Origin of the sequence: Winogradskyella sp. MH6 (assembly GCF_022810765.1) — a bacterium.
Taxonomy (GTDB): Bacteria; Bacteroidota; Bacteroidia; order Flavobacteriales; family Flavobacteriaceae; genus Winogradskyella.
This window is the reverse complement of sequence record NZ_CP094494.1, coordinates 3,394,922-3,421,050: the sequence shown is the minus strand read 5'-3', so window position 1 is coordinate 3,421,050 and position 26,129 is coordinate 3,394,922. Positions and strand designations below refer to the sequence as shown.

The 26,129-nt window shown below is 34.0% G+C and carries 25 protein-coding genes and 1 other RNA gene; 12 read left to right on the top strand and 14 right to left on the bottom strand.

Translation table 11 applies throughout. The features are described 5' to 3' along the window. Positions 1-170: 170 nt before the first annotated feature. Together MST30_RS15375 and MST30_RS15370 are read left to right on the top strand one after the other, a co-directional pair. Entirely contained in the window at positions 171-1,904 is a 1,734-nt protein-coding gene (locus tag MST30_RS15375) for a tetratricopeptide repeat protein (RefSeq protein WP_243472296.1), read from the top strand. A gap of 169 nt (positions 1,905-2,073) precedes the next feature. Beyond that, on the top strand, positions 2,074-3,141 hold the full coding sequence (locus tag MST30_RS15370; RefSeq protein WP_243472295.1) for a CAP domain-containing protein: 1,068 nt from the start codon (positions 2,074-2,076) through the stop codon (positions 3,139-3,141). 78 nt (positions 3,142-3,219) lie between these two features. Here MST30_RS15370 and MST30_RS15365 read toward each other — a convergent pair whose 3' ends face one another. Beyond that, complete coding sequence (locus tag MST30_RS15365) at positions 3,220-4,401, bottom strand: hypothetical protein (RefSeq protein WP_243472294.1); 1,182 nt, start codon at positions 4,399-4,401, stop codon at positions 3,220-3,222. Between the two features lie 103 nt (positions 4,402-4,504). Beyond that, positions 4,505-5,797: a fumarylacetoacetase gene (gene fahA / locus MST30_RS15360; protein ID WP_243472293.1), complete on the bottom strand. Its 1,293-nt coding sequence runs from the start codon at positions 5,795-5,797 to the stop codon at positions 4,505-4,507. A gap of 112 nt (positions 5,798-5,909) precedes the next feature. Between fahA and glyA the strand changes: the two genes are divergently transcribed. Further along, entirely contained in the window at positions 5,910-7,184 is a 1,275-nt protein-coding gene (gene glyA, locus MST30_RS15355; protein ID WP_243472292.1) for a serine hydroxymethyltransferase, read from the top strand. A gap of 58 nt (positions 7,185-7,242) precedes the next feature. On the opposite strand, the gene MST30_RS15350 is transcribed toward glyA, so the two are convergent. The 5 genes from MST30_RS15350 to MST30_RS15330 all read right to left on the bottom strand — a co-directional run bounded on the left by MST30_RS15350 (position 7,243) and on the right by MST30_RS15330 (position 11,649). Further along, complete coding sequence (locus MST30_RS15350) at positions 7,243-7,692, bottom strand: netrin-like domain-containing protein (RefSeq protein WP_243472291.1); 450 nt, start codon at positions 7,690-7,692, stop codon at positions 7,243-7,245. Positions 7,693-7,719: 27 nt separating this feature from the next. After that, positions 7,720-9,288 carry a right-handed parallel beta-helix repeat-containing protein gene (locus MST30_RS15345; RefSeq protein ID WP_243472290.1) on the bottom strand — a complete coding sequence of 523 codons (1,569 nt, stop codon included), beginning with the start codon at positions 9,286-9,288 and terminating at the stop codon, positions 7,720-7,722. Positions 9,289-9,370: 82 nt separating this feature from the next. Beyond that, complete coding sequence (locus MST30_RS15340) at positions 9,371-10,141, bottom strand: BamP family beta-assembly machine protein (RefSeq protein WP_243472289.1); 771 nt, start codon at positions 10,139-10,141, stop codon at positions 9,371-9,373. A gap of 82 nt (positions 10,142-10,223) precedes the next feature. Continuing rightward, positions 10,224-10,613: an acyl-CoA thioesterase gene (locus MST30_RS15335; protein ID WP_243472288.1), complete on the bottom strand. Its 390-nt coding sequence runs from the start codon at positions 10,611-10,613 to the stop codon at positions 10,224-10,226. Between the two features lie 7 nt (positions 10,614-10,620). Then, on the bottom strand, positions 10,621-11,649 hold the full coding sequence (locus MST30_RS15330) for a glutaminyl-peptide cyclotransferase (RefSeq protein ID WP_243472287.1): 1,029 nt from the start codon (positions 11,647-11,649) through the stop codon (positions 10,621-10,623). 89 nt (positions 11,650-11,738) lie between these two features. Here MST30_RS15330 and ffs point away from each other — a divergent pair. The 4 genes from ffs to fsa all read left to right on the top strand — a co-directional run bounded on the left by ffs (position 11,739) and on the right by fsa (position 13,944). Next, an RNA gene (ffs, locus tag MST30_RS15325) (signal recognition particle sRNA small type) lies at positions 11,739-11,837 on the top strand. 92 nt (positions 11,838-11,929) lie between these two features. After that, positions 11,930-12,733: an SDR family oxidoreductase gene (locus MST30_RS15320; protein WP_243472286.1), complete on the top strand. Its 804-nt coding sequence runs from the start codon at positions 11,930-11,932 to the stop codon at positions 12,731-12,733. Positions 12,734-12,779: 46 nt separating this feature from the next. Next, positions 12,780-13,193: a hypothetical protein gene (locus MST30_RS15315; RefSeq protein WP_243472285.1), complete on the top strand. Its 414-nt coding sequence runs from the start codon at positions 12,780-12,782 to the stop codon at positions 13,191-13,193. A 97-nt stretch (positions 13,194-13,290) separates the two neighbouring features. Next, positions 13,291-13,944 carry a fructose-6-phosphate aldolase gene (gene fsa, locus MST30_RS15310; protein WP_243472284.1) on the top strand — a complete coding sequence of 218 codons (654 nt, stop codon included), beginning with the start codon at positions 13,291-13,293 and terminating at the stop codon, positions 13,942-13,944. Between the two features lie 35 nt (positions 13,945-13,979). On the opposite strand, the gene MST30_RS15305 is transcribed toward fsa, so the two are convergent. Beyond that, positions 13,980-15,395, bottom strand: coding sequence for a TlpA family protein disulfide reductase (locus MST30_RS15305; protein ID WP_243472283.1), 1,416 nt, complete (start codon positions 15,393-15,395; stop codon positions 13,980-13,982). Between the two features lie 218 nt (positions 15,396-15,613). On the opposite strand from MST30_RS15305, the gene MST30_RS15300 reads away from it, so the two are divergent. Further along, on the top strand, positions 15,614-17,239 hold the full coding sequence (locus MST30_RS15300; RefSeq protein ID WP_243472282.1) for an ABC-F family ATP-binding cassette domain-containing protein: 1,626 nt from the start codon (positions 15,614-15,616) through the stop codon (positions 17,237-17,239). A gap of 77 nt (positions 17,240-17,316) precedes the next feature. Here the strand turns inward: MST30_RS15300 and MST30_RS15295 are convergent, their stop codons facing one another. Then, positions 17,317-17,565, bottom strand: coding sequence for a putative signal transducing protein (locus MST30_RS15295; protein WP_243472281.1), 249 nt, complete (start codon positions 17,563-17,565; stop codon positions 17,317-17,319). Between the two features lie 205 nt (positions 17,566-17,770). Between MST30_RS15295 and katG the strand changes: the two genes are divergently transcribed. Continuing rightward, positions 17,771-19,942, top strand: coding sequence for a catalase/peroxidase HPI (gene katG / locus MST30_RS15290; protein ID WP_243472280.1), 2,172 nt, complete (start codon positions 17,771-17,773; stop codon positions 19,940-19,942). 79 nt (positions 19,943-20,021) lie between these two features. Continuing rightward, entirely contained in the window at positions 20,022-20,492 is a 471-nt protein-coding gene (locus tag MST30_RS15285) for an ankyrin repeat domain-containing protein (RefSeq protein ID WP_243472279.1), read from the top strand. Between the two features lie 61 nt (positions 20,493-20,553). Here the strand turns inward: MST30_RS15285 and MST30_RS15280 are convergent, their stop codons facing one another. The 5 genes from MST30_RS15280 to MST30_RS15260 form a co-directional block, all read right to left on the bottom strand. Then, positions 20,554-20,811 carry a DUF6952 family protein gene (locus tag MST30_RS15280; RefSeq protein ID WP_243472278.1) on the bottom strand — a complete coding sequence of 86 codons (258 nt, stop codon included), beginning with the start codon at positions 20,809-20,811 and terminating at the stop codon, positions 20,554-20,556. Between the two features lie 2 nt (positions 20,812-20,813). Next, a complete protein-coding gene (locus MST30_RS15275) occupies positions 20,814-21,122 on the bottom strand; it encodes a thioredoxin family protein (protein ID WP_243472277.1) in 309 nt (102 codons plus the stop codon). An 11-nt stretch (positions 21,123-21,133) separates the two neighbouring features. Continuing rightward, a complete protein-coding gene (locus MST30_RS15270) occupies positions 21,134-21,778 on the bottom strand; it encodes a peroxiredoxin (protein WP_243472276.1) in 645 nt (214 codons plus the stop codon). Between the two features lie 210 nt (positions 21,779-21,988). Continuing rightward, positions 21,989-23,476, bottom strand: coding sequence for a Na+/H+ antiporter NhaC (gene nhaC / locus MST30_RS15265; RefSeq protein ID WP_243472275.1), 1,488 nt, complete (start codon positions 23,474-23,476; stop codon positions 21,989-21,991). A gap of 188 nt (positions 23,477-23,664) precedes the next feature. Beyond that, the gene (locus tag MST30_RS15260; protein WP_243472274.1) at positions 23,665-24,879 is read right to left on the bottom strand and encodes an aminotransferase class I/II-fold pyridoxal phosphate-dependent enzyme; all 1,215 of its coding nucleotides are present in this window, start codon (positions 24,877-24,879) and stop codon (positions 23,665-23,667) included. Positions 24,880-25,041: 162 nt separating this feature from the next. On the opposite strand from MST30_RS15260, the gene MST30_RS15255 reads away from it, so the two are divergent. Then, a complete protein-coding gene (locus MST30_RS15255; protein ID WP_243472273.1) occupies positions 25,042-25,497 on the top strand; it encodes an Lrp/AsnC family transcriptional regulator in 456 nt (151 codons plus the stop codon). Position 25,498: 1 nt separating this feature from the next. Then, entirely contained in the window at positions 25,499-26,125 is a 627-nt protein-coding gene (locus tag MST30_RS15250; RefSeq protein ID WP_243472272.1) for a CPBP family intramembrane glutamic endopeptidase, read from the top strand. The last annotated feature ends 4 nt before the right edge of the window (positions 26,126-26,129 follow it).

Sequence of the window (26,129 nt, the reverse complement as noted above, 5' to 3'; positions counted from 1 at the left end):
GACAGTTTAAATAAGATGGTGTATTTCCTTTTTTGACTTAAAAAGTCGAACTTAGCATGTAGTTGGATTAATACACAAAAGACTGTACCTAATTAAACCAATATTTAGCATAACAACTCAAGTCTTGCTTCGTCTACTTAAGAAATAACAAATAACTCTAATTGTTAAAAATGAAAGCTGTAAAAAATACAATTACTATTCTGTTGGTTTTTCTGGGTATCTCTTATGTGCTTTCTCAAACCAAAAATGTTGAAGTAGAAAATGCAATTGAATACTTTAAACATAGAAATGAGGCTTTAAGTTTAGTAAAGGCTAAAAAATGGCAAGAGGCTATTCCTATTCTAGAAAGTCTAACACTAGACTATAAAAACGATGCAGATCTATTTTATTTATTAGGGTTGGCTTATTATGAGACAGGGCAATTTAAAACTGCAATTATTGAATTAAAAAAAGCGCTAGAATCTGGTGGTACTATATTAACGGATATTCCGACTGGCTCTGCACCTTCAAATGATATAATGATAAAAATTGCCAAAGCCTATGCTAAAGAAAGAGATAATGAGAATGCGTTATTGTGGTTGCAGAAAGGATTTGCCAATCGTTATGATGAAAAGCCATTCTTAAAGGGAGATCCCGCTTTTAAAGCTATTAATGAGCGTCAAGAATTTCAACAATTATATGGTTATCAAAGTCAAACAGGTTTGAGCAGAGAAGCATCTTGGGTTAGTGATATAGATTATTTAAAAGAGCGTATACAGGAACTGCACTATAACCTGTATCACTCCATGTCTAAAACTGATTTAGATCACAAAATATTGAGTTTAAAATCTGAAATAAACTCATTGACAGATGAGGAAATCGTAGTAGAGCTCATGAAGATTATAGGAAGTCTGGGCAATGGTCACAATTTAATTATACCAACATCACCTAACAAGGGAGCTTTAAAGAAACTTCCTGTTCAATTTTATCAGTTTAGTGACGGTTTGTTTATTGTAAGCGCAGATACTGGCTTTGAAAAATGGATAGGTTATGAAGTGGAATTTATTGAAAATACAACTGCAGAAGAAGCGTTGCAAAAAACAAATGTTGTAAATGCCAGAGATAATGATATGCAAACCCTTTGGTTGGCTCCTTATTATTTGGCACTGCCAGATGTGCTAAAAGGTATAGGCATTGCAGAGAGCTCCAATGAAGTTACACTTACTTTGAAAGATAGCAATGAAAAGTCTCAAAAAGTAATAATGCATCCTGTTCCCTGGAATTTTTCTGACTTCCCCAGAATACCAAAACTGAAAGACAAAGAACAACCTTTGTTCTTATCTAAAACAGAAGACCCTTATTGGTATACATTAATTACGGAAAGTAAGAGCATGTACGTTCAGTTTAATGTTGTTATACAAAAGGAAACACAGTCTTTAGAAGCTTTTAATATTGAATTGCGTTGTCAGATATCCAAAAGCAAGGTTCAATATTTAATTTTAGATTTGAGACATAATCATGGCGGAAATGGTTCTATATTGCCACCAATGCTAAAAACCGTTATCAATTTTGAATTGATGCACCCAGACGGAAATGTCTTTGTGTTAATGGGACGAGAAACTTTTTCAGCGGCTCAAAACTTACTAACAGACATTACAAAATATACTAATGCCATACTTGTTGGCGAACCTAGTGGTTCAAAACCAAATCACATAGGGGAAGCCGGATGGTTTAAGTTACCTTATTCAGGGTTAATGGGACTTATTTCAACACAGTTTCACCAGACATCAAAAGCAGAGGACCATCGTAAATGGATTGCTCCTCATATTCCAGTGAGCATGTCATCAACCGATTATTTTAATGGAAATGACAAGGCTTTGGATGTAATACTAGAAGTGATAAAAACTTCAGAAAGTAAAGAATAATACTGCGTATACTGGCATTTACAAAAACCGACAGAAGAATTAGTGCAAAAATCCGTTATTACTCATATACTAAGCGGATATTTAAAAATACGTAATCTTGCGTATTTTTTATTTTGTTTTTAGTGGTAAATTCAGAAAGTAATATAATTCTAAAATATACTTAGTCAGAATGAAAGTTAAGACCATAAGATTAGTACTGCTGATATTGTTTATATACCCATTGATAAGTGTTGCCCAAGTAAAAGGGGAGGCAAATGATATTTTTAATCTTATTAATGCGGCAAGAACAAATCCCAAAACTTTTTTAGCAAAGTATAAAACAAAGATTGAAACGTATGAGCCAAAGTTTATTTCATTGTTAGAAAACGCATCACCAATTGAGGAAGTGATATGGGATGACGAATTAGCAAAAAATTGCAAACAAAGTGTTTACGGAAATTTAAATCCTGTATACGAAGGGGATAATAGCATGTGTGGTTCGTCATCGGGTAGTGGTAGTGGTTTTTCTAAACGAGAAGCCTTGTATTTTGTTTGTGATTCATACACGCATGTATTGAACGAAGATGATCAATATTTTGGTTTTTACATCGATGAAAAAGGACATGCGTATAAGTGGGGAAAATCATGTAAAACCAAAAAATATGTTTTTGAATTTAACGAGGCTATTGATAGCTCTAATGTAGATTTTACAAAGCTTAAAACAGCTAACAAAGAGGTTGAGCTTACCGCTATGGATAAAGAAATGATTAAAGAGATTAATTTTGTTAGGCAATATCCAAAAGTTTATGCCTCTATCGTAGCAGATTATTTGGCAGATAAATCTAAATCATGGGTAGGGTTGAGCAAGGCCGAATATAACGCAGGTATGGAGCTAATAGAAGAGCTTAAAGAAATGAGCCCTTCACAATTACTATACCCTAAAGCGTGTGTGTATGAAGCCGCAAAAAAACATGGTGAAGATTGTAAAAGCAGAGGGTTTACAGGTCACACAGGTTCTGATGGATCGAGTCCTTTTTCTAGGATATCAAAATTTTGCTCGGATTTAAGCGGAAACGAAAACATTGTGGGAGGAAGAAAAAATGCAAGAGTTTTGGTAATTCAATTATTGATAGATGCAGGAATTAGTAGCAGAGGTCATCGTTATAACATGCTAAATCCAAATTGGGAATATGTTGGTTGTTATGGGTACGAAGGAAACAGTATGTACACTTATATTCAAAACTTTGCGATGGATTAAGGAAAACTTTGTTCTAATCACTATTTAAAGATAAACCTAGAAAAAGAAAACCTCTCAAAGCTGAGAGGTTTTCTTTTTTTAACTATTCAATCTATAAGAACTAATAATATTTTTTAGTTTAAGTTTTAAATCTTCGCCAGAGTCATAGACCATTTGTTCATCACTTGGAAAACTTACTTGTCTTTGTCTTAATAAGTTTACATCGTCTCTGTTTAGAGCTCTTCTATCTCCTTTAAAGCGACCAAAGACATTTTCAAATGTAAATCCACTATCTATGGTAAAGGCATCAATAACCTGATTCTGTTTTAAATCTTTGTAAACCACATCTGCAATAACCTGAGATGATTTGGTTTGCAATACTTCAAAGAACCTAGCTCTAATATTTACAATTTTATCAACTTTAATGTCATTGCCTAAGCTGTCTTTGGCTACATTACCATTATCATCCAAAAGGTATTCCCAACCATCAACAATTTGCTTTTCTCTTAACAACTGTCTCTCATTAACACGTTCTGGAGATATGTTGATTCTTTTTAATTGCAGTTCCATAGCAAAATCATAATCTATAGTGTTGTCTGCAATGGCATGGTACGTTGTCCAGAATTGGTTTAGACCATAGGTGTTAAAATCTAAAAGCTCAGCCTCTAAACGTTGTGGGATAATTTGATGCGTTTCATTTAAAATAGACACCTGTACATAGTCCATACCTTTAAGATGTGCTTCCTGCATTAAGTCTCTAACATCTTCAAAATTTGGGTTAATGCTATCTACGTAATCAAAAAGGGCATACGCTTCACGCGCGTTGAATTTGTCTTCAGTATCTAGCAAATCCAAGCCTTTATCCATCAAATAGTCTGAGGTTTTGTATCTGTACTCAACCAGCTCGTTACTATAATCGTTAAAACTAAAGCTAATAGTTTTACCATCTATTTTAAGCGGCATTACATGCTTTATAGCATTTTGCCTAGCTTCTAAATCGATATAGTTTTCATAGATCGTCTTATATAACTCAGGATTACCATCTTTTTTTAGATGTTCAATTTGTGCCAAATCTTCCGTTAAGACTTTATCGTAAGCTTCTTTTAGCATGATTACATAATCTTGCTTACGCTTTTTGTCTTTGTTGTTTTCTAGTTTTCTAAGCGCTTCAGAAATGGCTTGGTCATAATTACCATGGCTGATGGCTTCTTCAATTTGTTTTTTGGCACTACAAGATACGAGTACCGAAACAAGGACTGTAAATAGTAAAAATCGTTTCATAATCTTGTATTTATTGGTTATACAAAGTATAAACCAATCTTCGTGCCAAAAAAATAAAGCGCTAATTAATAGCGCTTTATGTAAGTAGTTATGTGATTAAATCTTATTTTTTCTTTTTAGGATTAAAAACAGGGAGTAATTGTGTTTTTACTTGGCCAAAACCAATACGAACATCATCATTTTCGCAATAGCCTCGCATTACAACAGTATCATAATCGTTGATGAACTTACGCTCAGTACCATCTTTTAGTTTCACAGGTTTAGTACCTTTCCAGGTTAACTCTAACATAGAGCCATAAGAATCTTCCGTTGGACCTGAAATTGTACCGCTTCCCATCATATCTCCAGCATTTACAGGACAACCATTAACCGTATGATGCGCTAATTGCTGCGCCATGTTCCAGTACATGTATTTAAAGTTGGTTTTACAAACTGTAGTTTCTTTACCACCTTTAGGAATAATTCCGGCTTCTAAATGAATATCAAAACTATGTTTCCCCTTTGTTTGTAAGTATTCTAAAGGTTTAGGGTTTTGCTTAGGACTTGCTACTCTAAATGGCTCTAAGGCATCTAGGGTTACAATCCATGGAGACATAGACGATGCAAAGTTCTTTCCTAGGAAAGGTCCTAATGGCACGTATTCCCATTTTTGAATATCTCTGGCAGACCAATCATTAAAAACAACCAATCCGAAGATGTATTCTTCAGCTTCCTCAACAGGAATAGGTTCTCCAAGATCGTTAGCGTCTGTGGTGATAAATGCCATTTCTAATTCAAAATCTACCAATTTACTTGGGCCAAATACAGGTTTGTCTGCACCTTCTGGCATTGTTTGCCCTTGTGGTCTGTGAATTGGAATATGTGTTGTTACAATTGAAGAACTACGACCATGATAGCCAACCGGAATATGCAGCCAGTTTGGTAAAAGTGCATTATCTGGATCTCTAAACATAGCACCTACATTGGTAGCATGTTCTTTACTAGAATAAAAATCTGTATAATCACCAACATGCACAGGCATTTGCATTTCAATTTCATCCAATCTGAAACAAATAATCTCCTTGTGCTTGGTGTTGTTTTTTAATTCATCATTGTTAGAATCAAAAATTTCAGCAACACGATTACGTACAGCGCGCCATGTTTTACGACCATCTGCTATAAAATCGTTTAATGAATCCTGAAGAAAAATATCGTCAGTTAAAGGAATACCATCAAAATAACCCAACTGATGTAGTGCACCAAGGTCTATAGCGGTATCACCTATGCGTGTCCCTATGGTAATGATGTCTTCTCGGGTTAAAAACACACCAAAAGGAATATTTTGAATAGGAAAGTCTGAGTACTTATTAACGTATAACCACGATGTTCTATTTGGGTCGTTGGCTGAAATTGGCATAATATTTTTTGTTGATTAAATGTTCATTATTTTCTATTCAAACCTACATAATTTTTAATACTAAAACTAATGTAATGCTTATTTTTGTATTCATTTAACAAAGACACTAATTATGCAACGCGACGAACAAATTTTTGAACTTATACAAGCCGAAAAAGAACGCCAAACCGAAGGAATAGAACTTATTGCCTCAGAGAATTTTGTAAGCAATCAGGTTATGGAAGCAGCAGGTTCTGTGTTAACAAACAAATATGCTGAAGGCTATCCTGGTAAGCGTTATTATGGTGGTTGTGAAGTTGTAGATGAAGTGGAACAGATTGCTATAGATAGAGCTAAAACATTGTTTGGTGCTGCTTATGCTAATGTTCAGCCTCATTCTGGTAGCCAGGCTAACACTGCTGTTTTTCATGCGTGTTTAAAACCAGGTGATACTATTTTAGGTTTCGATTTATCTCATGGAGGTCATTTAACACATGGTTCGCCAGTTAATTTTTCAGGAAAATTATACAGGCCTACATTTTATGGTGTAAAGAAAGATACAGGCTACATAGATTATGATATGTTGGCAGACCAAGCACAAAAAGAACAACCAAAGCTTATTATAGCAGGTGCTTCGGCATATTCTAGAGATATAGATTTTGCAAAGTTTAGAGAGGTTGCAGACAGTGTTGGTGCTGTACTTTTAGCAGATATTTCGCATCCTGCAGGTTTAATAGCAAAGGGTATTCTTAACGACCCAATGCCTTATTGCCATGTGGTAACGACGACAACTCACAAAACGTTACGTGGTCCTAGAGGAGGTATGATAATGATGGGAGAAAATATTGATAATCCATTTGGTATTACTTTAAAGAATGGTAAGCTTCGTAAAATGTCTGGGTTATTAGATTCTGGTGTGTTCCCAGGTAACCAAGGTGGACCATTAGAGCATATTATTGCTGCTAAGGCGATTGCTTTTGGTGAAGCGCTTACAGACGAGTTTTTACATTATATGCTACAGGTTAAAAAGAATGCTGATGCTATGGCTCAAGCTTTTGTAGCTAAAGATTATAACTTAATTTCTGGAGGTACTGATAACCACATGATGCTTATAGATCTTAGAAATAAAAATATTACAGGTAAGGATGCTGAAAACGCTTTAGTAAAAGCAGATATTACGGTTAACAAAAATATGGTGCCATTTGACACAGAATCTCCTTTTGTAACTTCAGGTATTAGAGTTGGTACGCCAGCGATTACGACCAGAGGTTTAAAAGAAAATGATATGGCTTATGTAGTGGATTTAATTGATGAAGTCATCAACAATTACGAAAATGAAACTGTGTTAGAAGGTGTTGCTGAAAAAGTAAATGAACTTATGGGAGGTAGACCTTTGTTTAATGCTTAAGAAGTTAATATTCTACACAAGCAAGCTCAGAATGATAATCATAAAAAAGCTTTTCAATTTAGTTTGAAAGGCTTTTTTTTGACAAAGTATCTAATAAGCTAAGCTTTTTTTCTAGCTGGTTTTTCCAAGTTTTTAAACTTTCAGGATTTTTTCTTATGAAATCTTTAGGTTCTAACATAAAAGAAGGATTACAAGATCCTAGTACTTGGATGTTGTTTTCTTTGTTCGTGAAAAAGATCCATTCCGTATTTGATGAAAGTCTTGGTGTACTGCAACCTCCAAGTTCAACAAAAATTTTAGACTCAGGTGCTCCTTTGTAAGTCTTTGTTATGTTCAGCTCAGCTTTTTGTCCGTAGCTTTTATTCTTTTCGAGTTTATGGATTTTTACAACCTTAGCTTTAAAAACGATTTCTGCTCTTGCAAAATCTCGTTGAACATTGTAGCCACAAGAGCAATCATTTGATGAGTTAAGTATTACGACTGCAAATAAGACAACAAGAAATTTCATAAACTATAATATTAAGTATATTATATTCTATTCCTCAAAAACCACACTTTCATAAGCGCCAGCATCAGGATTTGTGACATCTCTATTAGTGTTTAAGATATCGGTACCTGCAGGTATTAATGGCAATGCCAAGCTATCAGCACCAGAGTCTTCTCCAATACGCATTAGGTTTTCAAAAGGATCTTCAAAATTTGGATCTACATTAAAGATTATACCATCGTAGCGCATTGTATCACTAAAGATATAGTTTCCTGTGCCTTCTAGGTTTTCATTATTAAAACGGATGAGGCAATGGGTGAATTTAAAATTAAAATCAGTTCCTTCATTTTCTAAAAGTAATTCTGGGTTGTCATTACCATAAATGATACAATTGGTAAAGTCTGCTTCTGTAGTATTAGTGAAAATAGTGTTGTTTTCATCCACTGTAAAATCATTAAGTAGAAGTGATGGATACTGTCTAAAACTGCTATTCCAGTAATTAGCAATGGTACAGTGTGTAAAATTATATTTTCCACCCAAAGTGCCGGCAAAGGACGATTGACCAGAGTTGTTTATCACTACATTTTCAGCCGTAATAGACGTGGCTCTGCCTAACAAACCAAAAGCGCTAGAATTATAAATTTGGCTATTGGTAATGGTTAGTTTATCGTTAGTGTCATTCTGTCCAAACTCTGATAGAATTCCAATGGTTGCATTTTTGATGGTAGCGTAATTAACGGTATTGTTTTCACTGCCGTTAAATAACCAAATTGTTCCCCATTGACCAGGCACATCTTCAAAAAGTGGTTCTAAACGATCACCTTCAAGGATAACTTCATTTTCTAAAACTTCTTGGTCTGTGCTGAGTTCTCCATTAATATTTAAGGTTCCTCCTTCGGTAACAATAATACCAGAATCGGCATGAAAATGTACGCGAGCACCAGGTTCCATGGTTAAAGTTTGTCCTGCGCCAACACCTGCGTAACCATAAATAACATAAGGTTTTTCGTTTGTAAAAGTGAGTTCGTCATTTTCTAAATAACGTCCTTGTAATGTGGTTTCGTCTGGTGTACCATCTCCATCGACATCAAAGGTTAAGGTTTCTACAATACCTGTGTCTTCATCTCTGTTGGCATAGATAAACACAGCATCTTTTACCAACGTTACTAAGTCGACATCTTGTTGATTACTTCCAGAATCGAACAGTATTTTATCTGTGTAAAGGAATTGATTTTCTAAGCTTGAAAGTGTAGAAATATCTATAGTTGTTTCAATAAAAATAAATAAACTATCGTTTGCCAAAAGCTCCACATTTTCAAAGAACTTTCCTTCTTGATCTCCTTCTAAACCTGTGGTGCCATCTACATTCATTCTATAAAATGAATTCACTCCATTTTCTAATTGAATGGTTGGTATTACGATATCATCGTCACTTCGGTTATATACTTTTAAGTTATAAGTACTAGACCCAATGTTTGTAAAAACAGTATCTAGGTAAACAGTATCTTTTGCAAACTCCAGATTTCCTGTGCTTGGAGAGAATTCGAAATCTTTGCGGCAAGAACTCCAGAATAATAGAACAATAAAACAAATAAGGAAGGATAGCAATCGCTTCATAAGAGATAAATATAATTTGGCTTAAAAATATAACTTTTGAAGTTATGATTTATTATGAATTATAGGAATTCTCTGTTATAATTTAGTCTTTTGATACTTTTTCTTCTCCATATTCTTCAAGAAGAATAAGGAATAATTGGCTGTTACCTACTAACTCTTCTATAAGCATCATTTTATTTTCCTCTTTTAAAAGTTCTGAACTAATACCTTTTGCAGAACAAAAATCATAAAAGAGTTTGGCTTTATCCTCTGGTATTTTGAGGTTTTCGGTAACTAAGCGTTTGTTGAAAAATGAACTTGTTGAAAACAAAGAATCCATTTGTTGGTAAGTAATAGGTTTATAAATAGGCTTCTTTTCTTTGGATTTTTTCCGCTTAAAAAGTTTGACCACTTGACCAATTAAATAAATAAAGTCTACACCATATTGCGCGTTTGGTGATTGGTATAAGCCTGGATTACGTTTTATATCTTCCTTGATAAGATTGTGAAGGTTTTGATTGTAAGTTTCCTCTTCAAAAATGGGTTGCTCAGGTTCTGACTGTATTTCTACTTCATCAAGTTCGCTTACAATTTCTTCAACTTCAAAAACATTAATATCATCAAAATGAGATTGTTTTAGTACAACTTCTAAAGGATGATAGAAAATGGATTGAAACGAGATGGTGTCATTGACTTTGGCTTCTATACTAAAATCTCCGTCTTTATTTGTTATAGTTAGGATGTTTTGTGTTTTGTTAATGACTTTCATATCCTTTACAACCGTTTCAGTATCGTAAACTTTACCAGACAAGGTTTGTGCAGGTAGGTTGAAATTGAAAGACAAGAAGAACAAAAAGATTAGTGAAAAGCGCATTATTGATTGATTAGTGCTTTAAAGAAACACTTTATCAGTTAAACCGAAGTTAAGATTAAAAAAACTTTAACCTAAAGAAATGTTAATCAAATAGTTTAGCTACTTCTGCTGGTATTCTTGCAGGCTTTTTGGTTGCCGTATTCATAAAACACCACTTTGTTTCAGATGTAACTATGAGCTTATCATTAGCGTTATTAGTAATTTCTACATGACGAATAGAAGTGAGGCCCTCTGATTTTGAAACAAAGGTTTTTACAGTTAATTCGTCTCCTAATAAGGCTTCACCTTTATATTGTATGTTGTGATTCAATATGACCCAAAAGTAGTTGTCTAAAATGGTTTTTGGTGCATTTTTTAGCCAATGGGCTTCTGCAATATCTTGTACCCACTGTACGTAACGCACATTGTTAACGTGGTTGAGTTGGTCTAAATCATCTTTAGAGACTACAATGGTTTTTTCAAAAGTTTGCAAAGCTTGCTTATTGCTTTTTAATTTTTACTTCAAAAAGTTTGTCCCAGTTTTTACCAGTAACAAAAATGGTTTTGCGCTCAGGATGATAGGCAATACCGTTTAAAACATCAAGCTCGTTGTGCTGTGTTACTAATTTTCTAAGAGGCTTAAAGTTAATAACACCTTCTACACCTCCTGTTTTAGGATTAATAATTACCACACCGTTTTTTTGATAGATATTGGCAAATATTTTACCATCAATCCATTCGAGCTCATTCAAAGCTGGGATTTTTCCTTTTTCAGTATAGACTTCAATGTGACTACCTTCAGAAAGATTATCAGGATTAAGAATCCATATTTTTTCGGTTCCATCAGATTTATAAAGTTTTTCTCCATCGTTACAAATTCCCCAACCTTCTTCGCTTGTGCCGTAATTGAAGGTTTTTAGCTTTTCAAACGTATTGATGTCGTACACAAAACCACGTTTGGCTCTCCATGTAAGTTGGTATATTTTTTCGTCTAAAATTGTTAAGCCTTCACCAAAAAAGTTATCATCTAAATCAATGTTTTTTAAGACTTCGCCAGTTTCAAAGTTTACTTTTCTAAGTTTAGATTCGTTGTACTGACCTGTACTTTCGTACAATTCTCCATTATGAAATTCCAAACCTTGGGTGTAAGAGGTGATATCGTGCGGATATGTATTTACAATTTCGTAATTATATATAGATGGAATACTATTGTTGTAAATAGTAATGGTTTTGCTAACCGTTTCGGTTTTATCATCATATGTAATTGTAGCAACTAAAGATTTTTCGCCTAAGGTTAGATTCCCTAACACTGCATCTTTTGTAATTGCTTTACCATCTAATTGATAACTAACATTTGTTATGTTCAGCTTTTTAGGATTGTTGATGGTAAGGTTTAATTTATCACCTAATAATAGAGATTTTGTATTAAGATCAATAGTTAAGCCAGTTTGATTTGCAGTGTTTTTTTCTCCACAGTTAATAAAAACTAGGCTTAAGCAAAAGATAATGAGATACTTGTATAGTTGCATGAATGTCTTAGAATTTTCAGGAAAGGTATTAAATAAAATTCAGTTTAAAAATCATTGCGAAAGTATTAAAAGGTTGTATCTTTGCAGCCGGGCAAGTCCTACACAACCAGCTCCTGCTTAATCCTCCAGGACGGGAACGTAGCAAAGGTACGCGGTCGTAGCGGTGTGATGTAGGTAGCTTGCCTTTTTTTATGCGCTAAAGTGAAAGCTCTTTTAAGTACAAAACATAACATATTCTTAAACTTTGTACTTTTAGCTTCAAAACATACATTTCATTATTATGTCTAAAGTTGTTTTAATAACCGGAGGATCTTCAGGAATAGGTAAATCGGTAGGAGAATTTTTGCAAGACAAAGGTTATAAAGTCTACGGAACCAGCAGAAATCCTAAAAATTATCCAAACAGTAAGTTTCCAATAGTGGCTTTAGACGTTACAAAGCCCGAGACGATTTCGACTTGTATTGCTGAGGTTTTAAAGCAAGAAGGCAGAATAGATGTCCTTATAAATAATGCTGGAGCAGGCATTACCGGTCCAATCGAAGAAATTCCAGATGCTGAGATAAAACGAAATTTTGAAACTAATTTTTTTGGCCCTATCAATGTTATAAAGGCGACTTTGCCTGTGATGAGAGCTCAAAATTCAGGCTTAATTATAAATATAACCTCAATTGCAGGTTATATGGGTTTACCATTTAGAGGCGTTTATAGTGCTAGTAAAGGAGCATTAGAAATTATAACCGAAGCATTTAGAATGGAGCTCAAAGATTTTAATATTGAAATGACCAATGTTGCTCCTGGTGATTTTGCTACTAATATTGCTGCTGGTCGATATCACGCACCTGTTTTAGAAGATTCACCGTATAAGGAAAAATATGGACATTCTTTAAAAACTATGGATGAACATGTTGATGAAGGTGGTGATCCTAAAGAAATGGCAGAGGCTATTTATAAAGTGATAGAAACTAAATCACCAAAGATTCATTATAAAGTAGGTGCCTTTATGCAGAAATTTTCGATTGTACTTAAGCGCATTCTACCTGATAAGGTTTATGAAAAGTTGCTAATGAACCATTATAAGTTATAAGGCTTTTTGGTATACTATTTGTGGTCTGTATCGCAAATTTTCTGATATGAAATCATTAAAAATCTTCGCTCTAACATGTTGTTTCTTATTGTTTAGTTGCGATGATATTTTAGAGTGTATCATTAATAAGAGACCAGAGATTCCAGATAAAAATTTTGCAATAGGAAGTATAGGTTATTTTTATTCAGATTATCTTATATCCGAGATAAAGAATGAGCCTGTAGATGAAGCTTACGATTATTTTTATGAGTTTTATGGCGACTTACCTGAAGGTGTTGATTTTTATGCAGACCACAGAACCTTTACTATTGAAGGTACACCACAAGAGTCAGGCGTTTTCGAATTCACAATATACTTATATGTAGATCCGCCTGTGTCTTATGATGAAGAATCTGAGGAGTATGAGGATTCTTTATGTTCTTCATCTACATCCAAGGATTTTAGTATTACTATATACTAGTTATTGTTAATATATTTTGATATTTCTTTTAAACCATCCTATGGAATAGTTGTAAATTCGCGGCAACTAAAAACACAACAAATCAAATTTATTTTAGATGAAATTTTTTATTGACACAGCCAATTTAGACCAGATTAAAGAAGCTCAAGATATGGGTATTTTAGATGGTGTTACAACAAACCCGTCACTAATGGCAAAAGAAGGTATTACTGGTGTAGATAATATTATGAAGCATTATGTAGATATCTGTAATATAGTAGATGGCGATGTATCTGCAGAAGTTATTTCTACAGATTTTGAAGGTATGGTAAGAGAAGGAGAGGCTTTGGCTGAGTTACACGACCAGATTGTTATTAAGCTTCCTATGATTAAGGATGGAGTAAAAGCTTGTAAATATTTTTCAGATAGAGGAATTAAAACCAACGTTACTTTAGTATTCTCACCAGGTCAGGCATTATTAGCAGCAAAAGCTGGTGCTACATATGTTTCACCGTTTATTGGTCGTTTAGATGATATTTCTACAGATGGTTTAAACCTTATTGCAGAAATCCGTCATATTTTTGATAACTATGCTTTTGAAACAGAAATATTAGCAGCGTCTGTACGTCATACGATGCATGTTATAGATTGTGCAAAATTAGGAGCCGATGTTATGACAGGACCTTTAAGTTCTATTACAGGATTATTAAAACATCCTTTAACCGATATAGGTTTAGAAAAATTCTTAGCAGATTACAAGAAAGGAAACTAAGAAGTCAACTTTAAACAAGAAATATTTAAGGCACCTTATTGTTTAGCAATGAGGTGTCTTTTTTGTAGCGTACTACCAAGCATTTCTGTAAAGTCAGATTTAAAGATATTGACGTTAGGATGTAATATCATTCCGTTTTCGTTAACTATGATAGCTTTATTGAGGTAATTTACAGCAAGCACTTTTCTTGCTTTTGCAGGATATTTAAATTTGTACTCGTTCTCGGTTGGAAAGTCATAATTGTTAATGATACTTTTCCATGATTTGTCATCATCAGAATTAAGATTAATGGAGACAAATTCTACCTGTGGGAATGCATATTTTAAACTTTTAACCTTATAATGGCTGTTTCTGTACTGCATTTTAGAATTAGATGACCAAAAGTAGATAATCGTTGGCTTGTCTATAATTGAATTTAAATTATGCTCGGTATTATCATAGTTTACAATTTCCAGATTTGGTATAGGATTACCTTGTCTAAGTAGTTTTAGAGAGGATACCAACTCTTTTATGTATGTTTTGTCTTCTTCGTTTGTGCTTTTGGCTAAGTAATAGTTTAGCATTTCATCAGCTTCAGATTCTGTGTGGTTATAACTTACGTAATCTCTGGTTTTGTATTTTAGTAGATTGTTTTTTATAGTTTCATCAGAAATGATGCTATCAATTAAATCTAACTTAGATTTATTGTAATCTATAGAGTGTCTATCAAATGCACTGTGAAAATCATGGTGCTGATAATACTTCTGAGCCGCTAGGTTATCAATGTAAGAAAATAAAAAACGATTGTAAGCATATAAATGACTTAACGGAGTAGCATTATAGTCTACAGATTTTCGGTATGCATAAAAATTCTCAGGAAGGTCTTTTATGTGTATAAGTTTGTTGTTTCCAAAATAAGCAAAAGGATATATTTCCTTGTCTGCATATGAATTGTAGTTGATATTGGTTTCAATAATGGACTTGAATAATTCGGATTCTTCTTTGTCTAATAAGAAATTTTGAAACTTAGTCAACTCTTTATTGCGTCTTTCTTCAACAAAAGCATTGAATTCTTCAGGTTCCATTTTGGCATAATACACTAGCTTGTTGGCTTGTTGTTCATTTGCCAAGTATGTTTCAATAAGGTAATTGTTTTTTCTAGCACCTTCACCTGTAAACACTAAAGACTCATCAAAATCGTAAGTATTTAGTCTAAACATTACACTATCATTTGGCTCTAAAAGAATCAATTGATATTCTCCACCATGAGTAAAGGAGTATAGACCAGGATGCAGGTCTTCAACTTTATAAATAAACCTGTTGTTGCTATCTAGAGTTAGAGAATCTACAACCTTTCCTTTAGTGTTGTATAGCACAACACTATTATTCTTAGGGTTTATAATTTCACCACCAACATAAGCAAAATCAACATTATTATTGGTGTTTATTTTACATCCAAATGTTAATGACAATAGTACTAGTGAAAATATAATATATCTAAATAGCATGGGGATTTTACTACGATTTGCAAACAAAAATATGTGATGAAAACCTGAAGTCTTGTTAATACCTAGTTAAATCTTGTTATACTAACCATTTATTTCGCTCAATCGCTGAATTTTTCTACTTTTGCACTCTCAAAAAATCGCCTTTAATTATTTAGAGGTAAAAAAGAATAAAATTATAAGCTATGTTATCAGTTTCTAATCTTTCGGTTCAATTTGGAAAACGTATCCTTTTTGATGAGGTCAACACCACTTTTAACAATGGTAATTGTTATGGAATTATTGGTGCTAATGGTGCAGGAAAATCTACATTTTTAAAGATTTTAGCAGGGAAAATGGATCCAACGTCCGGACATGTACACCTTGAGCCAGGTAAACGTATGTCTGTGTTAGAGCAGAACCATAATAAGCATGATGAGGATACGGTCTTAGAAACTGTACTTAAAGGTAACAAGCCATTATATAAGTTGAAATCTCAAATAGATGCTTTGTATGCCGATTATACAGATGAAAATGCTGAGAAAATAGGTGAGCTGCAAGTAGAGTTTGAAGAAATGAATGGTTGGAATGCCGATAGTGATGCTGCTGCAATGTTGTCTAACTTAGGTATTAAGGAAGATTTACATTATTCTTTAATGGGAGATTTAGATGGTAAGCAAAAAGTACGTGTCTTACTAGCACAAGCTTTATTTGGTAATCCTGATGTTCTGATTATGGATGAGCCTACCAATGACTTGGATTACGAAACCATTTCTTGGTTAGAAAATTTCTTGGCCAATTACGATAACTGTGTTATAGTCGTATCTCACGACCGTCACTTTTTAGATGCTGTTTGTACGCATATTTCTGATATTGACTTCGGAAAAATTAACCATTACTCTGGTAACTATACATTTTGGTACGAGTCGTCTCAGTTAGCAGCAAAGCAACGTGCACAACAAAACAAAAAGGCAGAAGAGAAAAAGAAAGAATTAGAAGAATTTATTCGTCGTTTCTCTGCTAACGTTGCAAAGTCTAAACAGGCAACAAGTAGAAAGAAAATGATAGACAAGCTTAATATCGCAGATATAAAACCAAGTAGTCGTCGTTATCCTGCTATTATTTTTGAGCGTGAACGCGAAGCAGGAGATCAGATTTTAAATGTTGAAGGATTGGCTGCAAGTATAGATGGAGATGTACTATTTAAAGGAATAGATATTAACCTTGCAAAAGGAGATAAAGTAGTTATTTATTCAAAAGACTCAAGAGCATCAACTGCGTTTTATCAAATTATTAACGGTAAAGAGCAAGCCGATTCGGGTAAATTTGAATGGGGAGTTACAACAAATCAATCGTATTTGCCATTAGATAATAGTGAATATTTTGACAATAAACTAACTCTAGTAGATTGGTTGCGCCAATGGGCAACTACCGAAGAAGAACGCGAAGAAGTATACATTAGAGGTTTCCTGGGAAAAATGATTTTTAGTGGAGAAGAAGCTTTAAAAACTTCAGATGTATTATCTGGAGGAGAAAAAGTGCGTTGTATGCTTAGTCGAATGATGATGATGAGAGCTAACGTTGTCATGGTAGACGAACCAACAAACCACTTAGATCTTGAAAGTATTACGGCATTTAACAATGCACTGAAAAACTTTAAAGGTACAGTGATGCTAACTACCCACGATCATGAATTTGCACAAACCGTTGGTAATAGAATTATAGAGTTAACTCCAAATGGTGTTATAGATCGCTATATGACATTTGATGAATATATGAGCGACAAGAAAATTAAGGAGCAGAGAGAGAAAATGTATGGGTTGACGGTTTAGTCAACTAAGTATTATAAACCAAAAAGGGTTGTAGTTTAAATTGTGCTACAACCCTTTTTTTATGCTGAATTTTGAATTTATTCAGAAGAAGAAGCCTCCATCTCAGCCTTCACTTGTTCTACAATAGTAAGTGCTTTATCTAATTCATCATTATGAACAAAAACTTCTTGAAAACCTTGATTCATAGAGCCATAACCAGCTAATCGTTGAGATTCGCCCTCATCTTTTACTATAGGTACTATTCCTTTTGCTTCTAATTCGTCTTTCACTCTGGTTACTAAAATAAAGTTGCCTGAGTAGACTTTTGTATATTCTATTGTGCTCATGTCTCTAGGTTTTAAAACTTTAATTAAGATACGATTTTTTTGAATAATAAGCTATTAAAAATCTTGAAAATAATTTTTAATTATTGAGTTTTTTTAAATCATAACCAAAATCTATATTAAAATAATATTAAAAAATAATCCTACTTATTATTGAATTCATAATTTATTAACTTTAAGCTGTCAAATTTAATATAAAAACAAAAAAATGGATAGTAACAACTCAGGTAATGCCGACAAATGCCCTTTTATGCAGGGAGCTAATACAGAGATAGAAAATAATGTAATGGATTGGTGGCCAAATGCTCTTAATCTTGACATATTGCACCAACATGATTCAAAAACCAATCCACTTGGAGCGGATTTTGATTACCAAGAAGAACTAAAAAAATTGGATGTCGAGGCTTTAAAACAAGACATGACCAACTTAATGACCGACAGCCAAGACTGGTGGCCAGCAGATTGGGGACACTATGGTGGTTTGATGATTCGTATGGCATGGCATGCTGCTGGGTCGTATAGAATTTCTGATGGAAGAGGTGGTGGAGGTACCGGAAACCAACGTTTTGCACCATTAAACTCTTGGCCAGATAATGTAAGTTTAGATAAAGCTAGACGTTTGCTTTGGCCTATCAAGAAAAAATATGGTAACAAAGTTAGCTGGGCAGATTTAATCATATTAGCTGGTACTATAGCTTATGAAAGTATGGGATTAAAAACCTATGGTTTTGCTTTTGGTAGAGAAGATATTTGGGGACCTGAAAAAGATACGTATTGGGGAGCAGAGAAAGAATGGCTAGCTCCAAGTGATGAGCGTTACGGAGATGTTGATAATCCTGAAACAATGGAAAATCCTTTGGCAGCAGTGCAGATGGGATTAATTTATGTAAACCCAGAAGGTGTTAATGGCAAACAAGATCCTTTAAAAACAGCAGCCCAAGTTCGTGAAACATTTAAGAGAATGGCAATGAACGATGAAGAAACGGTTGCATTAACAGCCGGAGGACATACTGTTGGAAAAACTCACGGAAATGGAGATGCCAGTATTTTAGGACCAGATCCAGAAGCAGCACCAGTTGAAGAGCAAGGTTTTGGATGGCACAACCCAACAAAATCAGGTAAAGGACGCTATACCGTTACCAGTGGTTTAGAAGGAGCTTGGACCACACATCCTACTAAATGGGATAATGGTTTTTTTGAAATGCTATTTAACCATGAATGGGAATCTAGAAAAAGTCCTGCAGGCGCCAATCAATGGGAGCCAGTAAGTATTAAGGAAGAAGATATGCCAGTTGATGTTGAAGATATGACAACTAAGCATAACCCTATGATGACCGATGCTGATATGGCCATGAAAATGGATCCTATTTATCGTGAGATTTCATTAAAATTTATGAATGATTTTGATTATTTCTCCGATGCATTTGCACGTGCTTGGTTTAAATTAACACACAGAGATATGGGACCAAAAGACCGTTGGTATGGTCCTGATGTGCCTCAAGAAGATTTAATTTGGCAAGATCCTGTTCCTAAGGGTAATAAAGATTATAATGTTGATGCAGTTAAATCAAAAATTGCTGATTCAGGACTTTCAATAGCAGATATGGTTTCTACTGCTTGGGATAGTGCAAGAACTTTTAGAGGATCTGACTTTAGAGGCGGTGCCAATGGTGCGCGTATCCGTTTAGCGCCTCAAAAAGATTGGCAAGGAAACGAACCTGAACGTTTAAGTAATGTATTATCCGTTTTAGAGCCTATAGCATCTGAGTTTGGTATTAGCATTGCCGACACAATTGTTTTAGCTGGAAATGTAGGTGTTGAAAAAGCGATTAAAAATGCAGGAATGAATGTATCTGTACCATTTTCACCAGGACGAGGAGACGCTTCTAGCGAAATGACAGATCCAGAATCTTTTGCGCCATTAGAGCCATTGGCAGATGGATTTAGAAATTGGTTAAAAAAGGATTATGTGGTTAGCCCAGAAGAATTATTGCTAGATAGATCTCAACTAATGGGTTTAACAGCTCCTGAGATGACAGTCTTAATCGGAGGAATGCGTGTGATGGGAACCAATTATGGAGGAACAAAACATGGTGTATTTACTGATAATGAAGGTGCATTAACCAATGATTTCTTTGTGAATTTAACAGACATGTCTAATAGTTGGAATGCTAAAGACGGTATGTACGAAATCTGCGACCGTAAAACAGGAGTTAAAAAATGGACAGCTACTAGAGTAGATTTGGTCTTTGGCTCAAATTCTATTTTACGAGCTTATGCAGAAGTTTATGCCCAAGATGATAGCAAAGAAAAATTTGTAAAAGACTTTGTTGCAGCTTGGACAAAAGTGATGAATGCTGATAGATTTGATTTAAAATAACAATTGATTAATAGCAAAATCAACCCAATGAAGGAATGTGTTAAAGTTTAGCACGTTCCTTTTTTTAATGAAAAATACAATGAACGAAAACGAATTATTCTTTAGAACCATACAATCAGGTAACGTTGAAAATATAGGATTCCAGTTAGATAAAAATCCAAATTTAGCTAACATAAAAGATGGAAGAGGTTTTACTCCATTGATTTTTGCTACTTATTTTGGTCAACCTGATATTGCAAAATTATTAATCGAAAGAGGAGCAGATGTTAATGCGCAAGATGCGTCAGGAAATACAGCTTTAATAGGTGTAAGCTTTAAGGGAAATAAAGATTTGGTAGATTTATTACTAGATTCTAATGCAGCTGTTGATGTTCAGAATAAAAACGGTACAACAGCCCTAATTTTTGCAACACAATACAATCAAAAAACTATTGTGGATACTTTATTAAATCGCCAAGCCAATACATCTATTAAGGACAACGAAGGTAAAATGGCTTTAGACTATGCTCAAGAAAAAGGCTTTGAAGCTATTGAGGCATTACTAAAGTAAGGGTATAAAAAAACCACTTCTATAATTTGAAGTGGTTTTTATTCTTCTTTTTCAATTAATTCTATTTATCAATAGACCCAAGAACACGAGACATAAAAGTGTTTAAGGCTTCCTTTTTTGGTGTACCGTCTTTTACCATTTTATGGACTTCAATAGCACCATACATATTAGAAATCAATTCGCCTATAACGTCTAACTCTTCATCTTTTAAAGATGTTACTTCGGTTAGGTTTTCTAAGGTTTCAATGGTTTCTACTACGTAGTCTTCATCGTTATCTTCGATAAATTGTGTTAATTGCTTTATTACAGGTAATTTCATAATTAAATAACTTCATCAACAAGTTCTTTTAAAACATCGAACTTATTTGTTTGTACTTGATTTTTGAATTCACCATTTTTAAAAGTAGCGAACGTAGGTAAGTTGTCTACGGTTGCTAACTTTCTGCTTTCAGGAAATTTTTCGGCATCAGCAATTACGAATGTTACATTTTCGTTTTCTGTTGCTAATTTCTTGAATTTAGGTTTCATAATACGACAGTTACCACACCATGTTGCTGAGTATTGTACAACAACAGTATCGTTTTCTGAAACTATATTTTGTAAGTTATCTTGATCTAAATCTTGAATCATACTACAAATACTTAGTTTAAGTGTGCTTTTAAATATTCTCTTGTACCTTGGGCATTAGCTTGCATAGCATCTTTACCTTCTTCCCAGTTTGCAGGACAAACCTCACCTTTTTCTTGTACGTGTGTTAAAGCATCAATGATTCTTAAGTACTCATTTACATTTCTACCAAGTGGCATGTTATTGATACTTTCGTGTTGTACAGTACCTTCTTCATCGATGATGTAAGTAGCTCTGTAAGTAACGTTATCGCCATCAACAGTTACAACACCTGTTTCTTCATTGTAAGTTTCGTTAGAGATGTCTAAAATACCAAGAGTTGACGCTAAGTTTCTGTTAGAATCAGCTAAAAGAGGATAGGTTACACCTTCAATTCCGCCATTGTCTTTTGCTGTGCTTAACCAAGCAAAATGAACTTCGGCAGTATCACAAGACGCACCAATAACAATGGTGTTACGTTTTTCGAACTCACCTAAAGCAGCTTGAAAAGCATGTAACTCAGTTGGGCAAACAAAAGTGAAATCTTTTGGGTACCAGAATAACACTACTTTTTTGTTGTTGTTTTTTGCTTCTTCAAGAACGTTGAGTTTAAAAGTATCACCCATTTCGTTCATTGCGTTTACGTTTAAATCTGGGAATTGTTTTCCTACAAATGCCATTATCTATTTTTTAAGTTATTAATGATTTGAAACAAAAATACCCAATAGACAAGTATGTTTTTATAGCAATTATTTATTATAAATCAATAGGATTATAGTGTAAGTATATGGCTTCAAAAAAGCACCTTTAAATTTATGATAATGATAAAATAGAATAGGATAAAATACGAACCTCTTAAAATTGGTTGATTTTACTTGAAAAATAAATTTTTACTTTTTCAATAAATATTTAATCTTAATTCTGAATGCAGCAAAAAGCAATGTGGTAAATGGACTAAGCCAGTTAAAAATAGCATAGAAGAAATATTCGCCAACACCAACACCCAAAACACCACTTTGGTAAGCACCACAAGTATTCCAAGGGATTAAAACAGAGGTTACCGTACCAGAATCTTCTAATGTTCTACTGAGATTTTCTGGCGCAAGACCTTTGTCCTCGTAGGCTTTTTTAAACATTTTTCCAGGAACTACTAAAGCTAAGTATTGGTCTGAAGCTGTTACATTAAGCGCTAAACAACTCGCAACAGTACTTGCAAAAAGACCAAAAACAGAGGTGGCCATACTTAAAAGTGATTTGCTTATTTTAGATAAGGCACCAATAGCATCCATTACACCTCCAAACGTCATGGCGCATAGGATTAGCCATATAGTACCGAGCATTCCACTCATTCCTTTACCAGAAGCAGAGAAGAGGCTTTTAAGAGTATCATTATCTGTTTCAATCGTAGTACTTACTGTGATGGCATCCATTATACCTTGGTAAGCAGACTTAACAGATAAAGATTCAACACCTGCTATTTGAGCAACAATTTGTGGTTGAAAAATTAAAGCAAAAATACCTCCTAATATTGTACCTACTAGCAGCGCAATTAAAGGCGAAGTTTTCTTTATGATTAAGAATATAACAAATATTGGAACCAAAAATAACCAACCAGAAATGTTGAAGGTTTTATCAATATCATTGATTAGGGTAGAAGTATCTGCTGCACCTTCTGTGTTTTGAGTAAAGCCTAAAATGATAAATACAATAAGTGTTATAACAATAGTTGGCACAGTTGTGTATGCCATATATTTTATATGAGAGAATAATTCACCTCCAGACATGGCAGGCGCTAAATTTGTGGTGTCACTTAAAGGAGACATTTTATCTCCAAAATAAGCACCAGAGAGCACTGCACCAGCAGTCATTCCCATTGGAACACCCAAGGCTTCTCCAATTCCTATTAAAGCAATACCAACTGTGGCAGATGTGGTCCATGAGCTGCCAGTTGCTACAGATATAATGGCACAAATTATAACGCAAGCGGCTAAAAATATGGTAGGATTTAGAATTTGTAAGCCATAATATATCATTGCGGGTATAATACCACTTATTAGCCAAGTGCCTGCTAATGCACCAACCATCAAGAGGATTAAAATTGCACCTGCTGTAGATTTTATGTTTTCAGCAACTTCTTCAACCATTTGATCAAAGGATACTTTATTGAAAAAACCTACAATGGCAGCCACAGCTGCACCTAATAATAGTATAAATTGATTACTACCGCTCAAAGCATTATCACCATACACATATACATTAAATGCTAGCATACCAACCAAAGCAAACACAGGGATTAAAGCCTCCCAAATATTAAGTTCTTTATTTTCTACTATATTTTCGTCTTGTGGTTGTCTTGGTTTAATATTTTGACTCTCCATAGGGTGTTTCTAATTTATCTCCGTAATGTTACAATTTTGTTAAGCGATTTGCAAATGATAACATTGTTGATAGTGCATATTAGTAATGAATATTTTGACACAAATAGTATTTGCAAATTTGTTACTATATCAAAAAAGCCTGATAGATAATCCATCAGGCTTGTTTAGAAGGGTATGTTTTATTGTTTTTAAACTAATTCTTTTTCTAAAATATTTAGTTCTATCATACAGGCTTTCATCATTTCGTATGTACGATGTATATCAGCATCTAAACCAATTGAAAAACGAATAAGTCCATCACTTAATCCCATTTCGGCTTGTTCGTCCTCAGGTATTTCAGAAGATGTAGAACTGCCAGGTGCACTAAATAAAGTTTTGTAGAACCCTAAGCTAACTGCTAGATATCCAAGATTACGCTCTTGCATTAATTCCATTAACGCATTGGCTTTATCCAGAGAACCTACATCAATGGTAAGCATTCCTCCAAAGCCATACATGTCATTCATCATAGATTTAAATAATTCATGAGATGGATGAGAGGCTAAACCAGGATAAACGGTTTTTAAGCCATCATTTTCAAATTTTTCTGCAAGATAACTAGCATTATGGCTATGCTGTTGCATTCTTATATGAAGCGTTCTTAAGTTTTTTAAAACTGATGCTGAACGCAAACTGTCCATTGTAGAACCTAGTAACATTGCTGCTCCATCATTTACATTTCTTAATTGGTCAATGAATTCTTGTGTGCCACAAACTACTCCACCAACAGTATCTGAAGAACCGTTAATAAACTTTGTTAAACTATGAATAACGACATCAGCACCCAATTTTGCAGGTGAGATAGACAGCGGAGAAAAAGTATTGTCCACAACCAGTTTTAAGTTGTGTTTTTTTGCAAGATCAGCTAAGCCTTTGATGTCTGCAACTTCTAGCAATGGATTACTTACAGACTCACAATAGAGCACTTTAGTTTTTGGTGTAATGGCTGCTTCAACAACATCTATTTTTGTGATATCTACAAATGAAGTTTGTATTCCTAATCTTGGTGCAAAGTTCTTTAAGAAAGCATAGGTTCCGCCATAAATGGTTCTACTACTAACGATGTGTTCACCTGCTTCACACAGTTGCATTAATACAGGTGTAATGGCTCCCATGCCAGATGCAGTAACCGTGGCTGTTTCTGTACCTTCCATTGCGGCAAGTGCTTCACCTAAATATAAATTTGAAGGCGAAGAGTGTCTTGAGTAGAGATAACAGCCATCCGCATTCCCTTCAAAAGTATCGAACATGGTTTTAGCAGATAAAAAGGTATAGGTAGAAGAGTCAGATATTGATGGGTTTACTCCACCAAACTCTCCAAAATATTGTAGGTCTTGTATGTTGTTTGCAGGTTTAAATTTCATTTTAAAATGATTTAAAAGGTTTATACAAATTTGAAAGTTATTAGAATAAAAATCAATACTTTATATTATTAAGTGAATATTATTCATTATTTTTTGTGTATGATAGAACAATAGTTGTTATTTTTATTCAAAAGGTAATTTCTACCGAAAAATATTAAGCAAATGTTAGATGAAATAGATAAAGCGCTTCTAGAACTTCTTCAAAAAGATAGTAAACAAACCAATAAAGCACTTTCTTATGCACTCGGTTTATCGGTTACAGCTGTATATGAGCGTATTAGAAAGTTAGAAAAAAAAGGGATTATTAGTAATTATGTTGCGCTAGTTGATAAAAAGAAAGTTGATAAGGCTTTTGTAACCTTTTGCCACGTAAAGCTGGTACAACATTCTCAGGACTATGTTATGAAATTTGAAAGAGAAGTTCGTAAATTAGACGAAGTGCTAGAGTGTTATCATATTAGTGGAGACTATGACTACTTGTTAAAAGTGTTGGTTAAGGATATGGAAGCGTTTAGAGATTTTATGGTTAAAAAGCTTACCAATATAAACCATATAGGTAGCACGCATAGTATGTTTGTAATAAATGAAGTAAAGCACACAACAGCAATAACATTATAATATGCAAAGCATAAGGTATAGACTTTTTGAATTTTTTATTGGGTTTGTATTAATTCCGGTAAGTTTTGTATTAGAGTTTCAGCTTTGGATTAAACTAGTTATAGGTTCATTGGCATTTGTTTATGTAACCTACGTACTTCTTAAGGTTGAAAATAATAAGTTTAAAATTAGACAGCATATTAATTGGACTCAATTTTGGCAACGAACCATCATAAAGTTTTTAGTAATAGCAATTATCACTAGTATTTATGTGTATATAGTTGACTATAAAAATTTATTTGAGGTCATAAAATCAAAGCCTATGTTGTGGGTGGCGATTTTGTTTGTGTATTCTGTTTTTTCGGTATATCCACAAGAGTTGGTTTACAGAACGTTTTTCTTTCAACGCTACGAATCGCTATTTAGAAGCAATGCCTTGTTTATAATGGTAAATGCTGCATTATTTTCATTGGCACATATATTCTTTAAAAATACTTTAGTCATGATTTTTACGTTTATAGGAGGTATTTTATTTGCACTAACTTTTAAAAAAACAAAATCTACACTTTTAGTTTCTATAGAACATGCTATTTATGGTTGTTGGCTATTTACGGTGGGTATGGGTGAGATGTTAGGGTTTCCTAATTAAAATG